This window comes from Microbacterium sp. SORGH_AS_0505 (genome assembly GCF_030818715.1).
Taxonomy (GTDB): Bacteria; Actinomycetota; Actinomycetes; order Actinomycetales; family Microbacteriaceae; genus Microbacterium.
This window is the reverse complement of the sequence record NZ_JAUTAT010000001.1, coordinates 2,006,983-2,021,902: the sequence shown is the minus strand read 5'-3', so window position 1 is coordinate 2,021,902 and position 14,920 is coordinate 2,006,983. Positions and strand designations below refer to the sequence as shown.

16 protein-coding genes are annotated in these 14,920 nt (G+C 69.4%); 2 read left to right on the top strand and 14 right to left on the bottom strand.

Annotated elements, in window-relative coordinates:
* Positions 1-73: 73 nt before the first annotated feature.
* From QE428_RS09970 to QE428_RS09960, 3 genes are read right to left on the bottom strand one after another with little or no spacing between them, the layout of a single operon-like run.
* Complete coding sequence (locus QE428_RS09970; protein WP_307468639.1) at positions 74-1,060, bottom strand: NAD-dependent epimerase/dehydratase family protein; 987 nt, start codon at positions 1,058-1,060, stop codon at positions 74-76.
* Positions 1,057-2,640, bottom strand: a complete 1,584-nt coding sequence (locus QE428_RS09965; protein ID WP_307468636.1) for a hypothetical protein — start codon at positions 2,638-2,640, stop codon at positions 1,057-1,059. The genes QE428_RS09970 and QE428_RS09965 overlap by 4 nt, the downstream gene beginning before the upstream one ends.
* Complete coding sequence (locus tag QE428_RS09960; protein WP_133398247.1) at positions 2,622-3,392, bottom strand: ABC transporter ATP-binding protein; 771 nt, start codon at positions 3,390-3,392, stop codon at positions 2,622-2,624. Before QE428_RS09960 ends, QE428_RS09965 begins: the two co-directional genes overlap by 19 nt.
* Before the next feature lie 59 nt (positions 3,393-3,451).
* On the opposite strand from QE428_RS09960, the gene QE428_RS09955 reads away from it, so the two are divergent.
* The gene (locus QE428_RS09955) at positions 3,452-4,576 is read left to right on the top strand and encodes an AAA family ATPase (protein ID WP_307468631.1); all 1,125 of its coding nucleotides are present in this window, start codon (positions 3,452-3,454) and stop codon (positions 4,574-4,576) included.
* Positions 4,577-4,578: 2 nt separating this feature from the next.
* Here QE428_RS09955 and QE428_RS09950 read toward each other — a convergent pair whose 3' ends face one another.
* The 11 genes from QE428_RS09950 to infC all read right to left on the bottom strand — a co-directional run bounded on the left by QE428_RS09950 (position 4,579) and on the right by infC (position 14,341).
* A complete protein-coding gene (locus QE428_RS09950) occupies positions 4,579-4,977 on the bottom strand; it encodes a hypothetical protein (RefSeq protein ID WP_307468626.1) in 399 nt (132 codons plus the stop codon).
* A gap of 59 nt (positions 4,978-5,036) precedes the next feature.
* On the bottom strand, positions 5,037-7,547 hold the full coding sequence (gene pheT / locus QE428_RS09945) for a phenylalanine--tRNA ligase subunit beta (RefSeq protein WP_307468623.1): 2,511 nt from the start codon (positions 7,545-7,547) through the stop codon (positions 5,037-5,039).
* Positions 7,547-8,587, bottom strand: coding sequence for a phenylalanine--tRNA ligase subunit alpha (pheS, locus tag QE428_RS09940; RefSeq protein ID WP_307468621.1), 1,041 nt, complete (start codon positions 8,585-8,587; stop codon positions 7,547-7,549). The genes pheT and pheS overlap by 1 nt, the downstream gene beginning before the upstream one ends.
* A gap of 48 nt (positions 8,588-8,635) precedes the next feature.
* Complete coding sequence (locus tag QE428_RS09935) at positions 8,636-9,556, bottom strand: amino acid ABC transporter permease (RefSeq protein ID WP_240741216.1); 921 nt, start codon at positions 9,554-9,556, stop codon at positions 8,636-8,638.
* On the bottom strand, positions 9,553-10,209 hold the full coding sequence (locus tag QE428_RS09930; RefSeq protein WP_091352501.1) for an amino acid ABC transporter permease: 657 nt from the start codon (positions 10,207-10,209) through the stop codon (positions 9,553-9,555). The genes QE428_RS09935 and QE428_RS09930 overlap by 4 nt, the downstream gene beginning before the upstream one ends.
* Before the next feature lie 70 nt (positions 10,210-10,279).
* Entirely contained in the window at positions 10,280-11,176 is an 897-nt protein-coding gene (locus QE428_RS09925; protein WP_091352498.1) for a glutamate ABC transporter substrate-binding protein, read from the bottom strand.
* A 60-nt stretch (positions 11,177-11,236) separates the two neighbouring features.
* Complete coding sequence (locus tag QE428_RS09920; RefSeq protein ID WP_091352495.1) at positions 11,237-12,031, bottom strand: amino acid ABC transporter ATP-binding protein; 795 nt, start codon at positions 12,029-12,031, stop codon at positions 11,237-11,239.
* Between the two features lie 77 nt (positions 12,032-12,108).
* Positions 12,109-12,909 (bottom strand): RNA methyltransferase, encoded by an 801-nt coding sequence (locus tag QE428_RS09915; protein ID WP_307468614.1) that lies wholly within the window; start codon positions 12,907-12,909, stop codon positions 12,109-12,111.
* A gap of 83 nt (positions 12,910-12,992) precedes the next feature.
* Positions 12,993-13,373: a 50S ribosomal protein L20 gene (rplT, locus tag QE428_RS09910; RefSeq protein ID WP_064003211.1), complete on the bottom strand. Its 381-nt coding sequence runs from the start codon at positions 13,371-13,373 to the stop codon at positions 12,993-12,995.
* Positions 13,374-13,403: 30 nt separating this feature from the next.
* A complete protein-coding gene (gene rpmI, locus QE428_RS09905) occupies positions 13,404-13,598 on the bottom strand; it encodes a 50S ribosomal protein L35 (RefSeq protein WP_018187228.1) in 195 nt (64 codons plus the stop codon).
* A 47-nt stretch (positions 13,599-13,645) separates the two neighbouring features.
* Positions 13,646-14,341, bottom strand: coding sequence for a translation initiation factor IF-3 (gene infC, locus QE428_RS09900; protein WP_231916552.1), 696 nt, complete (start codon positions 14,339-14,341; stop codon positions 13,646-13,648).
* Positions 14,342-14,518: 177 nt separating this feature from the next.
* Between infC and QE428_RS09895 the strand changes: the two genes are divergently transcribed.
* Positions 14,519-14,917: a DUF1844 domain-containing protein gene (locus QE428_RS09895; protein WP_018187226.1), complete on the top strand. Its 399-nt coding sequence runs from the start codon at positions 14,519-14,521 to the stop codon at positions 14,915-14,917.
* The last annotated feature ends 3 nt before the right edge of the window (positions 14,918-14,920 follow it).

Sequence of the window (14,920 nt, the reverse complement as noted above, 5' to 3'; positions counted from 1 at the left end):
CGAGACGGTGAGGGTCGCGGGCGAGGACATACCGCGACGGTATCGCCGCGGCATCCGTTGCCGCAAATCGAGGTCAGCGCTCGGCGCGCAGCGCCTCGATGAGCGCGAGTTCCTCGGCGCGCTCGAGCCCCGACGTCCTGGAGCGCGCGACACCGCGCTCGCGTTCGTCCTCGAGGACGCGGGCGACCGTCTCGGCGAGCGGACGGGTTCTGCCCCCCGCCGCCCGGTAGGCCGCACCGCTTCGCGATGCGAAGCCCGGCATGTCGGCCGGCAGCCACAGCGGGAGCGATCTCGGTCCCGCCCAATGCGCGATCCCGTGACGCTCGAGCCAGTCGGCGGGAGCGGTGTGCACCTCGCCGGTGTGGCCCGCGGCATCCCGCGCGACGGTGACGACCTCCGCCAACGGGTGGGAGGGGCCAACCGCATCGACCAGGCCGTCGAATCCGCGTGCCCCCGAGGCGACGACGAAGGACACCAGGTCATCCACGTCGATCACCTGTGCACGGAGAGCGGTCGCTTCGGGAACGAGGACCGCCTCTGCGCCCGCGGCTGAGAACCGGGCCGGCCAGTAGCCGAAGCGGTCCGTCGGGTCCCCCGGGCCGACGATCAACCCTGGTCGGATCACTGAGACGCGGGCGCCGAGAGCCGCCGCCTCACCCTCGGCGGCGACTTTGGCTCGCGCGTAGTCGTAGGCATCCGCCTCGCCCAGGGGCTCGATGATCGCCGCCCGCTCGTCGGCGCCTACCCGGGTCGCGTCGGCGTAGACCGACACGCTCGAGATGTACGTGGCGTGCGCCGCGCGATCACCGAGAGCGGATGCCGCCTGCGCGACGTGTGCGGGAACCGAGGAGACGTCGACGATCTCGTCCCATTCGGTCCCGGCCAGCGCATCGTAGGCCTCTGGCAGGTCCCGGTCGGTGACGACGAGATCCGCGCCCGCGGGGGCAGCGCGACCGCCGCGCGCCGTCACACTCACGCGGGCGCCGCGCTCGAGCCATGCCTCGGCGACGCGGCGACCCACCCACCCGGTGCCGCCCAGGACGAGGATGCGGTCGGTCATGACGGCAGCGCCCGGATGCGCTCGAGCAGTTCCGGACCGGACCGGTCGAAGGTCCGCCCGCCGAGGTGGACACCCAGCGCGGCGATGCCGCCGCCGACGACGACTCCCGTGGCGAGCGTCGGCAGGCCCCACGCCGCAGGTCCCTGAACCATCCCCGTGACCGCGAGGAAGAGGACGGGCAGCGAGAGCACCGCGATGACGGCCCAGACGACGAACACCAGAAGACCGCCCACGAAGGTCTGACCGGGGACGCTCTTGAACGGGCTGTCCCCCGGCGCGGCGACGGGCGAGATGATCATGGCGGACGTCACGGCCGACACCCCGTACCCGGTGAGGAGGACCCCCAGGGCGGTGCCGAGGACGAGCGGGAGACGCCCGGCATCCGCACTCAGGACGCTGGTCGCGACCGTGAGCACGACGACAAGGGGGATGCCGAGACACGCCGCTCCCAGGAGCCGCCCGAGACGGTCGTCGCGGCCCCGCACGCCCGTTGCGAGCACCGTGGCGTACGCCGTGCCGTCGTAGGAGATGTCGCTGTAGCAGGCGATGGCCAGCACGAACGCCACGAGGACCGGCGACGCCGCGAACAGGAAGCCGTCGACGCCGCTCACGAAGGCGAACAGGATCGGGAAGATCGGCACCACGAGAAGCTGGCGCAGATACCGTGGATCGCGCAGCCAGGCGTTGAGCGAGCGTGCCCAGGTCGCACCGACTCCGCCGGTCGGCATGACCCCGAACAGCCCGAGCTTGCCCGCGGCGACCTGCCGGCTGGACTGCCGGGCCGGAGACGCCGTCGCCCCGGCGATGGCGCGCGACCACGCCCACCAGAGCGCGGCGAGAGCGGCGAGGGCGATCGCGAGGCGCGCGAGAGCGAGCAGGCCCTCCCCGGCGGCGAGGGCCGGCGCCACCGCCCACGCGGCTCCGAGCGGCGTCCACGGCAAGATCGCCGCCGCGGCGCCGAGCCTCTCGCCGAGCGATCCGTCGCCCCCGTCCAACAGGCTGAGGATGCCCGTGGTGATCGGTCCCGCGAGCATCACGACGACCAGCACGAGCGTCCCGATCAGCTCGCGCCCGCGGCGATTGCCGCCGACGCCACCGGAGAGCTCGGCGACGAGCCGGGAGGCGACGACGCAGATCGCCACGCCGATCAGGGCCGCGGGGATTCCCGCGAGCGCCGCGAGCGGCCATCGCGCCCACAGGATGACGGAGATGAGCGCCACGAGGGTCGACACGACGCCCGGGATCCCGGTCGCGGCCGTCCCGGCGAGCGCGAGCATCGTCTGACGACGGCTGAACGGGTACGGCGCGAGGCGACGCGCGTCGATCGCCGTGTCCATCCCCGCCACGACGATCGGCCCCACGACCCACCCGAGCACGAGCGCGCTGCCGCCGATGATGCTCACGGCGGCCGAGGCGTCGAGCGATCCGGCCAGGCTCAGCGAGACGATGCCGGCGGTGACGGAGATCAGGATGCCGATTCCCCACAGCGCGCCGGCGATGAAGCCGACGAGCTGCCAGGGTCGACGGGCGAGAGTGTTGAAGAGCGCGCGGTACCGGAGCTTCAGGACTGTCGCAACCACTGCGGCCCCTCACTCGTGTGACGCCCGCCGACGAGATCGACGAAGCGGTCCTGCAGACTCTGCCCGGCGCGAACCTCGTCGATCGTGCCGGACGAGAGGACCCGCCCCGCCGCGATGATGGCGACGTGATCGCACATGCGCTGCACGAGGTCCATCGAATGGCTCGAGACGATGACCGATCCGCCCGACGCGGTGTAGCTGCGCAGGACGTCCTCGATGTTCGCCGCAGAGACGGGATCGACCGATTCGAACGGCTCGTCGAGGACGAGGAGACGGGGTGCGTGCACCAGCGCGCAGGCGAGCGCGACCTTCTTGGTCATACCCGCGGAGTAGTCGGCGACGATCGTCCCCGCGGCGGGGCGAAGATCCATGAGATCCAGGAGATCCGAGACGCGCGGCGCGATCTCGGCGCGCGGCAGCCCGAACATCATGGCCGTGTAGGTGATGAGCTGCTCGCCGGTGAGGCGGTCGAAGAGTCGGATGCCGTCGGACAGGTTGCCGATGACGCGTTTGGCGGCCACCGGGTCCCGCCACACGTCGATCCCGTGCACCCAGGCGCCGCCCGCGTCGGGACGCAGAAGGCCCGTCGCCATCGACAGCGTGGTGGTCTTGCCGGCGCCGTTCGGGCCCACGAGGCCGTAGAACGAGCCGGACGGCACGATCAGGTCGATACCGGCGACCGCCGGGGTCGACCCGAAGTGCTTGACGAGGCCGGAGAGATGGAGGGCGGGGACGATCTGGTGCTCGCTCACCCGGCGAGCCTAGCGAACGGCCTCGTCGCGATGTCCACTCCACCTGGCACAGTGGGGGGATGCTGCGCACGCTCGCCGTCTCCGGCTACCGCTCTCTCCGCGATGTCGTGCTCCCGCTCGAGGAGCTCACCGTCGTGACCGGCGCGAACGGGTCGGGCAAGTCCAACCTGTACCGCGCACTGCGCCTGCTGGCTTCGGCCGCGCGCGGTGATCTCGTCGGTGCCGTCGCGCGGGAGGGCGGGCTGCCGTCGCTCCTGTGGGCCGGCTCGGAGGACGGCGGCGGGCAGGGCACCGTCCGACGCAACCCGATCGCAGTGCAGCTCGGCTTCGCATCGGACGAGCTCGGGTACCTCGTGGACCTCGGCATCCCCCAGGCGTCGCAGAACAGCGTCTTCGCCCGCGACCCCGAGATCAAGCGGGAGCAGGTCTTCGCCGGCAGACTCGCGAAGCCGGCGACCCTGCTGATCGACCGGCTCCGGGCGCAGACGCGCGTCCGTGACGGCGCGTGGGTGTCCCTCGATCAGAAGCTCGCGCCTTTCGAGAGCATCGTCACGGACCTCGCCGACGGCGACACGGCCCCGGAGCTGCTCGGTCTCCGGCGGATCATGAACGGCTGGCGCTTCTACGACCACTTCCGCGTCGACGCCGACGCCCCTGCCCGTCGTCCGCAGGTCGGCACCCGCTCGCCCCTCCTCGCCCACGACGGCTCGAACCTCGCCGCGGTGTGGGCCACCGTCCACGACGCGGGATTCGGGCACCTGCTGGACAGCGCCGTCGACGAGGCCTTCCCCGGCAGCCGGGTCAGGGTGGAGGCATCCGACGGGAACCTCCGTCTGACCCTGAGCCAGCCGGGCCTCCTGCGGCCGCTGGACGCAGCAGAACTCTCGGACGGAACCCTCCGCTACCTCCTCCTGTGCGCCGCACTCCTTCCTGCACGTCCGGCGCCGCTCACCGTCCTGAACGAGCCCGAGTCCAGCCTTCACGCGAGCCTGCTGGCGCCGCTCGCGAACCTCGTGCGGGCGGCGGCCGCGCAGACGCAAGTGCTGCTGGTCTCGCACGCGCCGGGACTCATCGACGCCATTCCTGATGCGCACCGCATCTCGCTGGAGCGTCGCATCGACGGCACAGTGGTCGAGGGTCAGGGACTGCTCGATGCTCCGCCCTGGAACTGGGGCACGCGCTGAGGTCAGAGGACGACGAACGACGAACCCAGCACCAGGACCAGGACGACGCCGGCGATGACCGCACCGCAGATCGTGATCGCGCGGAACGCTCCGTAGCCTCGGTGGGCGGCGGGAGACCGGAGGGCGCCGAGGGCCGCCGTGGCTGCCGCGATCGCGACGACGACGAACCACACGACGCCGCTCACGACGGGGCCGGTCCATGCCGCCGGGAAGAAGACGGACGCCTGGGGGAAGAGCAGCATCCCGTACTGCCACCCGAGGGAGTACGACACGAGGCTCGCCGCCACCGTCGTGACGTTGACAGCGGCGAGGAACCGGATGATCCTCGCCGCTCTCGGCATGCGTTCCGCGGCACCCCCGTGCGGAACGGGGGATGCCGGGGCTTCGGACGCGGTCGCCATACGCGAACGGTATCCTCCGAACGACCGGCTGTGCAGTCGGCCATTCGGAGGACAGCGGTTCAGTCGCGGATCGCCGCTCCGTGACGCTCGGCGGCGACAGCCACACCGGCGAGCTTCGCCTCCGTTGCCTCCGTCGCCGTCAGCGTGCGGTCGTCAGCGCGGAAGCGCAGGGCGAACGTGAGGCTCTTGGCTCCCTCGGGGACCCCGGCGCCGCGGTAGTCGTCGACGAGACGGAGGTCCTCCAGCAGAGGACCTGCGCCGTCGGCGAGCGCATCCCGCACCTCGCCGGCGGCGAGGTCGGCTGCGACGACGAGCGACACGTCCTGCGTCGCCGCGGGGTACGTCGCGAGTGACGGCGCGGCATCCGGTGCGGGTGTGAGGGCGAGGACGGCGTCGAGGTCGAGTTCGGCGACGAAGACCCGCCCCTGCAGGTCTGCCGCCTCTGCCACGGCCGGGAGCAGCTCGCCGACGTAGCCGACTTCGGCGTCCCCGACGAAGAGCGAACCGGCGCGGCCCGGGTGGAGCGCGGCGCGCTGGGCCTGCCGGACTTCGATCTCCACACCTGCGGCCGCGGCGATCGTCTGGATCGCACCGAGCGCATCGGCGAGGTCGAAGGCGACGGCCGGCTGGCCGGGTCGCTTCGCCAGCGCGTTGCCGTGCAGCAGGACGGCGACGTGCCGGGGCTGCGGCGGGATCGACGCGTGCAGTGCCGCGAGCGTCGCCTCAACGGGCAGCTGCGCGAGCGGCGGCACGGTCGTGGTGCCGTACTCGACGCCCTCGACGGGTGCGAACACCGTGCCGGTCTCGAAGAGGGCCACGTCGGTGAAGCCTCGGGACACGTTCCGGTGCGCGATCTGCAGGAGTCCCGGGAGCAGCGAGCGCCGCAGGAACGGCGCCTGACCGTCGAGCGGGTTGGCGAGCCGGATGGAGGGCACGTGCTCCCCCGTCGCCGAACCGTGCAGGTCGTTCTGTTCCTCGGTCGTGAACGGGAACGCGACGACCTCGACGTGACCGGAGGCAGCCAACGCGTTCGCGACGCGACGACGTCCGCGCTGAGGCGCCGTCAGGCCGCGGCCGGAGGGAGGCGTCGGGAGGATCGACGGGATCCGGTCGAGCCCGTGCAGTCGGGCGACTTCTTCCGCGAGCGTCCACCGGTCCGTGAGATCGGGGCGCCAGGAGGGCGGGATGACCTCCCAGCCGCCGTCACCGTCGATGACCTCGCACCCGATGGTCTCGAGCGCGCCGACGATCTCGTCGGGCGTGTAGTCGACGCCGATCAGGCCGGCGACGAACGACCCGGGGAGCTCGACCGACGGGACGAACACCTCGGCGAAGAGCGCGCCGCCCGTGGTCGTGTCGAGCGTGCCACCGGCGAGTTCGACCATCAGGTCGGCGACGCGGCGGGCCGCGACGAACGGGATGAGCGGGTCGACGCCCCGCTCGAAGCGCCGGGACGCCTCGCTGGGAAGCTTGTGCCGACGCGCCGTGCGGGCGATCGACACGGGGTCGAAGATGGCCGCCTCGATGAGGACGTTGCGTGTGGTATCCCCCATCTCGGTCTTGCCGCCGCCCATGACGCCCGCCAGGCCGATGGGGCCGGACTCGTCGGTGATGAGCAGGTCCTCGGCGTCGAGCGTGCGCTCCTTGCCGTCGAGGGTCGTGAGCTTCTCTCCCGCCGACGCGCGGCGCACGGTGATTCCACCGGTGAGCGCGTCGAGGTCGTAGCCGTGGATCGGGTTGCCGAGTTCGAGCATCACGTAGTTGGTGATATCGATCAGGATGCCGAGGGAGCGGATGCCTGCGAGCGACAGGCGCGCGGTCATCCAGGGCGGCGTCGGCCGCGAGGGGTCGACGTCGCGCACGATGCGCACGACGAACTCGCTCGCACCCGGCTTGCCGTGGATGGGTGCACCGTCGTCGACGGTGATGTCGAACCCGCCGGTGGGCTGCTCGAGCTCCTCGAAGGGGCGTAGGCCGGGGTCGGTGAAGGCGGCACGGGTCGCGTGCGCGTACTCGCGCGCCGCACCCCGGATCGAGAGGGCGTATCCGCGGTCGGGCGTGACGTTGATGTCGACGGCGGCGTCGTCGAGACCGAGGAGAGCGATCGCGTCGGTCCCGACCTCGGGGTCGAGGCCCAGATCCGTCAGGCGGAGGATGCCGGAGTGCTCCTCCCCCAGGCCGAGTTCCTTGGCGGAGGCGATCATGCCGTCCGAGACATGGCCGTACGTCTTGCGCGCAGCGATCGGGAACGGGCCGGGGAGGATCGCTCCCGGCAGCGTCACGACGACCTTGTCGCCTTCGAAGAAGTTGCCGGCGCCGCAGACGATGCCGCGGACGCCGCCGTTCGCCTCGCCGACGTCGACCTGGCACCACCGGATGGTCTTGCCGTTGGACTGCGGCTCGGCCTCGAACGAGACGACACGTCCGACGACGATGGGGCCCGTGAGGTCGAACGCGTGCACGTCCTCCTCTTCGAATCCGACGGAGACGAAGGAGGCCAGGACGTCCTCGGGGGTCGTGCCTTCGGCTACATCGACGTACTCGCCGAGCCAAGAGAGCGGGACGCGCATCAGACCACCATTCCGAACTGCTCGCTGAAGCGGACATCGCCCTCGGCCATGTCACGCATGTCCTGCACATCGCTGCGGAACATCAGGGTCCGCTCGATGCCCATGCCGAAGGCGAAGCCCGAGTAGACCTCGGGGTCGATGCCGGCGGCGCGGAGGACATTGGGGTTCACCATCCCGCATCCGCCCCACTCGATCCAGCGCGCGCCACCGGGGAAGGTGGGGTGCCACAGGTCGAGCTCGGCGGACGGCTCCGTGAACGGGAAGTAGTTGGTGCGGAACCGGGTCTTCGCCTCGGCTCCGAAAAGGACCTTCGCGGCATGATCGAGCGTGCCCTTGAGGTGCGCCATCGTGATGCCCTCGTCGATCACAAGCCCCTCGAACTGCGTGAAGGCAGGCAGGTGCGTCGCGTCGAACTCGTCGGTACGGTACACGCGGCCCGGGCAGAGGATGTAGATCGGGACCTCGCGCTCGAGCATCGAGCGGACCTGCACCGGGCTCGTGTGCGTGCGCATGACGAGGTGGCGGGCGACCGGGTCGACGAAGAACGTGTCCTGCATCTGGCGGGCCGGGTGATCGGGCGCGAAGTTGAGGGCGTCGAAGTTGAACCACTCGTGCTCGAGTTCGGGCCCCTCGGCGATCTCCCATCCCATGCCGACGAAGAGGTCGGCGATCTCCTCCTGGAGGAGTGAGATGGGATGCCGCGCCCCGACCCGCCCGCGCGGGGCGATCGCCGTGATGTCGACACGCTCCGCTTCGAGTTTCGCGGCGGTCTCGGCGGCGGCGAGCTCGGCCTCGCGAGCCGCGAGCGCCTGATTGACGCGACCGCGAGCCTGGCCGACGAGCTTGCCGGAGGCGGCCTTCTGGTCGTTCGGGACGTTGCGCAGCTCGGCGTTGAGACGCGCGAGCGGCGATCCCTCCGCGGTGTGAGCCGAACGGGCGGCCTTCAGCGCGGCGGTGTCGGGGGCGGCGGCGAAGGCGGCCAGCGCCTCGGCGACGGCGGCATCCACCGCCTCGGGGGTGATCTCGGGTGCGTCGGACACGAGAGACGAGTCTACCGGCGGGCCGGAGTGCGGCCCGCCGGTAGGACGTCAGACCCCCCGGCCGGTACCCGAGTCCTTCGAGCTCGCCCTCAACTGAGTGGCGATGAGCTCGGTGTCGGTGGTCTCCTGAAGAGGCCGGGCCGGAGCCGCGCCGGGAGTGCCGGGATTGCGGCTGAGGCGCTTCTCGACCAGCTTCGCGACACCGGACAGTGCCAGACACAGACCGATGTAGATGATGCCTGCGACGATCGTCGCCTGCACGATGGGTCGGTCGAGCGAGTTCTGCGAGCCGAGGTACTTCGCGTAGAAGAGGAGTTCCTCGTACGTGATGATGAAGCCGAGAGCGGTGTCCTTCAGCGTCACCACGAGCTGAGCGATGATCACCGGCATCATGGCCCGGATCGCCTGCGGCAGGAGGACGAGGCGCATGACGCCCGACTTGCCGAGGCCGAGGGCATAGCCAGCCTCGGACTGTCCGCGCGGGAGCGATTCGACCCCTGCGCGGATCACCTCGGCGAGCACCGAACCGTTGTAGACGATGAGGGCGATGACGACGACCCAGTACCCCTCGATCCGAACGCCGAGCACCGGCATCCCGTAGTAGAGGAGGAACATCGTCACGAGCACGGGCACCGCGCGCAGGAATTCGACGACGGCGGCGACCGGGACACGCACCCACGCGTGATCCGACAGACGGCCGATCGCGAGGATGAAGCCGAGGGCGAGCGCGCCGACCGCTGCGACGGCGAAGGCCGCCAGCGTCCGGCCCGCGGCCATCAGGAACTGCTCCCAGATGCGGGTGTAGGTGAAAGCGTTCCACTTCTCCGCCGAGAACTGTCCGGTCACGGCGAGGCGCCAGACCAGGAAGCCGATGACGGCCGCCACCACGAGGACGACGACCACACCGATGATGCGGTTGCGTGCGATCGCCCGAGGGCCGGGGACGTCGTAGAGGACGCTGCTGCTCATCGCGCCACCTTCCATCGGTTCTCGAGTGTCCGTTGACCCCACGAGAGAAGCAGGACAAGAGCGACGAAGATGACCATGACGCAGATGATGACCACGAGCTGGTTCTCGCCTCGTTCGCTCAACCAGTCGCGGGCGGACCCGAGGTTCATGACCGAGAATCCGGCGGCGACGGTCGTGTTCTTCAGAAGGGCGATGAAGACGCTCATCATCGGCGGGATGACGGAACGGAACGCCTGCGGGAGGACCACGAGCGACATCACCTGCCCGAAGGTCAGGCCGAGTGCTCGCGCAGCCTCGGCTTGGCCGACCGGGACCGTGTTGATTCCCGACCGCACCGTCTCGGCGACGTACGTGGCGGTGTAGATACCGAGGGCTGCCACGGCGAAGATCACCTGGACGCCACCACTCGCCCGAACTTCGAGAAGAGGCGGCAGGGTGAAGGCGAATCCGAAGAAGACGAGGGTCAGCGGTGTGTTGCGGATCGTGTTGACGTAGAACGTGCCCACGGCGCGGGCGATCGGCACCGGCGAGACGCGCATCGCGCCGACGATGATTCCGAGGATCAGGGCGATCAGCCCACCCCCGAAGAAGAGGACGAGCGTGCCGAGGAGCGCTTCACCCCAGAAGTCGAGGTTGTCGGTGATGACGCCCATGGGGTCCTTTCGAACGTCTCAAGAGAGGAGAAACCCCGGGGACACGAACACGTGTCCCCGGGGTGAGAGGTCAGTCGACCTGGGGCTGCGTGGCCTTGACGCCGGCCGGCTCGAGGTACTTCTCGTACAGCGCGGTCCAGACGTCGCCGCCGTCCGTGAACAGAGTGTTGATGTGGTCCTTGAGGACGGTGTCGCCGTCCGCGAGGCCGACGCCGTAGCGCTCCTCGCTGAAGGGGCTGCCAGCGAGCTTCAGGTTGTCCGGGTCCTCCGCGACGTAGCCGGCGAGAATCGCCTCATCCGTCGTGATGGCGTCGACCTGACCGTTCAGCAGCTGCTCGACGCACTCGGAGTACGTCTGACGCTCGGTGACCTCGCCGTTGTACTCGTCACGGATGCGCTGCAGCGGGGTGGAACCCGTCACCGAACACGTGACCTTGTCCTGGAGGTCGTCGGGACCGCTGATCGAGTCGTCATCCGCGGCGACCAGGAGGCCCTGACCCGTGATGAAGTACGGTCCCGCGAAGTCGATGACCTCGTCGCGCGCGTCCGTCATCGAGTACGTGCCGACGTAGTAGTCGATGTTGCCGTTGACGATCTCCTGCTCGCGGTTCGCCGACGGGATCGTCTGGAAGTCGATCTGATCCTCGTCGAAGCCGAGGGATGCCGCGATCCACCGAGCGATGTCGACGTCGAAGCCGGTGCGCTCACCCGAGACGGCGTCTTCGTAGCCGAGGCCGGGCTGGTCGCTCTTGACACCGACGACGATCTTGTCGGCCTTCGACGCACGGTCGAACGTCGGGCTGCCGTCGAGAGTCACGTCGCTGGCGACCTCCCAGAGGCCCTCCGTGTCGTCGTCGCCGCCGGCAGCGCCGCCGGGCGCGGTGGGGCTGCCGCTGTTGCAGCCTGCGAGCGCGAGTGCCGCGATCGCGATGCCGGCGAAGGCGCCGGCGAGTCGTGTCTTACGCATGTGATCCTCCTGGTTTCGTGTCGTTCGTCGTTCGTCGCGCCGGTGCAGGGCGCGGACGTCTCAATGGGTGATGAGCTTGGACAGGAAGTCCTTCGCGCGGTCGCTCTTCGGGTTCGTGAAGAACTCCTGCGGAGCGGCCTGCTCGACGATCTGTCCATCGGCCATGAAGACCACGCGATCCGCCGCCTTGCGGGCGAAGCCCATCTCGTGGGTGACGACGATCATCGTCATCCCGTCCTGCGCGAGGCCGACCATGACGTCGAGGACCTCGTTGATCATCTCGGGGTCGAGCGCGGAGGTCGGCTCGTCGAAGAGCATGACCTTCGGCTTCATCGCAAGAGCGCGGGCGATCGCGACACGCTGCTGCTGACCACCCGAGAGCTGGGCCGGGAGCTTGTCGGCCTGGTGGCCGACGCCCACACGGTCGAGCAGCTCACGAGCGAGCTTCTCGGCATCCGCCTTCTTCATGCCCTTGACCTTGATCGGACCGAGCGTGACGTTCTCGAGGATCGTCAGATGCGAGAACAGGTTGAAGGACTGGAAGACCATGCCGACATCGGCACGGAGCGCCGCGAGCGCTTTGCCCTCGGCCGGAAGATCGGCGCCGTCGATCGTGATCGAGCCGCTCGTGATCGTCTCGAGACGGTTGATCGTGCGGCACAGGGTCGACTTGCCGGACCCGGACGGACCGACCACGACGACGACCTCGCCGCGGTTGACCGACAGGTCGATGTCGGTAAGGGCCTGGAAGTCGCCGTAGTGCTTCTGCACGTTCGTCAGGACGACGAGCGGCTCGCCTCGGCGGACGTCGATGTTCGACGTACGCGGCGCAGGGTCGGCAGCAGGAGTGGTCATGTATCCGACCCTATGGGGCAGGGTGGCCCATAACCCTTCTGGTGGCGCGGGGTTTACAGTTCCGTAATGATTCGACGTCAGCCGGCCGAACGCTGCGCGAACGCCGATTCGTACAGGCACACGCTCGCCGCGGTCGCCAGGTTCAGCGACTCGGCCCGACCGTAGATCGGGAGACGGAGCGAAAGGTCGACGAGCGACAGTGCCTCGTCGTCGAGCCCGCGTGCCTCGTTGCCGAAGACCCACGCGGTCGGTTCGGCGAGCGTCGCACGGTGATCGACGAAGTCCTCTCCCCCGACGTCGGCGGCGACGATCCGGAGCCCCGCAGACCGGGCGCGGCCCGCGGCGTCCGCGAGATCCACCCCGACGGCGACGGGAAGGTGGAAGAGCGACCCGGTCGTCGCGCGGACGACCTTGGGGTTGAAAGGATCGACCGTCCGGCCGGTGAGGACGACAGCGTCGGCACCGACGGCATCCGCTGCACGGATGATGGTGCCGAGATTGCCGGGGTCCCGCACCTCCTCGCAGATCACGATGAGCTTCGGGTCGTCGGCGAAGATGTCGCGCACCGATGTCGGCACCTGACGCGCCACCGCGATGATGCCCTGCGGGGTGACCGTGTCGGCCATCGCCTCGATGACGGCCTCACTCGCGAACTCGACCTCGACGTCCGCGTCGGATGCCGCATCGCGAATGTCCTGGTGCTTCTCCCATGCCGAAGGAGTCGCATACAGCTCGATGAGCGTGTCGGGCCGCCACACGAGGCCCTCTCGCGCAGCCTGCGGACCTTCGAGGAGGTACAGCCCGGTCTCTTGCCGGGCTGCGCGCTTGGTCAGCTTCGCAACGGCGCGGACACGCGGCGATCGGGGGTTCTCGAGCACGTTCTCAGTGTAGGGCGCGGGTGCAGCGGGCATGCGAAAGGGCGCCCTCCGAAGAGGACGCCCTTTCTCAGAAGGTGACGCGATCAGGCCTTGGGGGCGTTGACGTCAGCCGGCAGCGCAGCCTTGGCGGTCGCGACGAGCGACGCGAAGACGGCGGGCTCGTTGACCGCGAGCTCGGCGAGCATGCGGCGGTCGACCTGGACACCCGCGAGGCCGAGGCCCTGGATGAAGCGGTTGTACGTGATGCCGTTCTGCCGGGCAGCGGCGTTGATGCGCTGGATCCAGAGGCGACGGAAGTCGCCCTTGCGCTTGCGGCGGTCGCGGTACGCGTAGACGAGCGAGTGGGTGACCTGCTCCTTCGCCTTGCGGTACAGACGCGAACGCTGTCCGCGGTAACCGGAGGCGCGCTCGAGGATGACGCGACGCTTCTTGTGGGCGTTGACAGCCCGCTTGACTCTAGCCATTTCTTCTACTTCCTAAATCTGCGTCGGCGATCAGATGCCGAGGAGCTTCTTGGCGACCTTGGCGTCACCCTTGGCCAGGACCTGCTCCTGGTCGAGGCGACGGGTACGACGGGTCGCCTTGCCCTCGAGGTTGTGGCGCAGGTTGGCCTGCTGCTTCATCAGCTTGCCGCTGCCGGTGACCTTGAAACGCTTCTTGGCACCCGAGTGGGTCTTCTGCTTCGGCATATCTCTTCCTTCGTTGGGGATCCCGCGGACGGGAGTCTGTGGTGCGCTTACTCCGCCGGAGCGGAAGCGGGGGTCTGTTCGTCGTCGGCCTGACCGCGCGCATCACGCGCAGCCTGCTTCGTCGCGGCGCGGGCCGCGTTCTGCTCCGTCTTGACCTCGGACTTGTTCTTGTGAGGGGCCACCACCATCACCATGTTGCGGCCGTCGATCGTGGGATTGGACTCCACGGTGCCGAACTCGGCGACATCCTCGGCGAACTTGCGGAGGAGGCGGACACCCTGCTCGGGACGCGACTGCTCGCGCCCGCGGAAGAGGATCATCGCCTTCACCTTGTCCCCCGCCTGGAGGAAGCCCTCGGCGCGCTTGAGCTTGGTTATGTAGTCGTGCGCCTCGATCTTCAGACGGAACCGGACCTCCTTGAGGACGGTGTTCGCCTGATTGCGCCGCGCTTCCTTGGCCTTCTGCGCAGCCTCGTACTTGAACTTGCCGTAATCCATGATCTTGACCACGGGGGGCTTCGAGTTCGGGGCTACCTCGACGAGATCGAGGTCGGCCTCCTGGGCCAGGCGCATGGCCACCTCGATGCGGACGACGCCGACCTGCTCACCCGCGGGTCCGACGAGGCGGACCTCGGGAACGCGGATGCGGTCATTGGTGCGGGGATCGCTGATGCGGAACTCCTCTTCGTGCGGTGGACGGCCTCCGGTGACACGGAAATGTGTCGCCGGGCGGAAGATCGTCACGTCCACCCCGCACGATGCATGCATCGGCGTTCTGTTCTGCACCCTGGACAACCTCGACGAGCGAGGCGGAGTGCGAGACCCGGTAGCCTGGAGCGGCAAGCGCGGGTGGGATGTGATCCTCTTTCGACACGGAGCAGAACACTCCGGTGCCCGCAGAAGTCTAGCAGAGAGCAGCACGTGAGTACTATTCCGGCCGACCACAGCGATCACGACCCCGAGCGCCTCTCGCGCTGGGAGGAACAGGAACGGGTCGCGCAGTCCGCCACCCGAGACATCGCGGACGTCCCCGCGGTCGAGGTGATCACGACGACATCGGTCCACCTGATGAGCGCCGCCGCCGTCAAACTCGGCCTGGCAGACGACCCCGACCAGCAGAAGGACCTCGACGAGGCCCGCAAGCTCATCAACGCCCTCGCGGGCCTGATCACCGCCGCCGCCCCCGAGGTGAGCGATATGCACGCGCGCTCGCTCCGCGACGGGCTGCGCACTCTGCAGCTCGCCTTCCGCGAGGCGTCGTCCATCCCCGACCCCATCGGCAAGGGTCCCGGCGAGAAGTGGACCGGCCCGGTCAACTGAGAC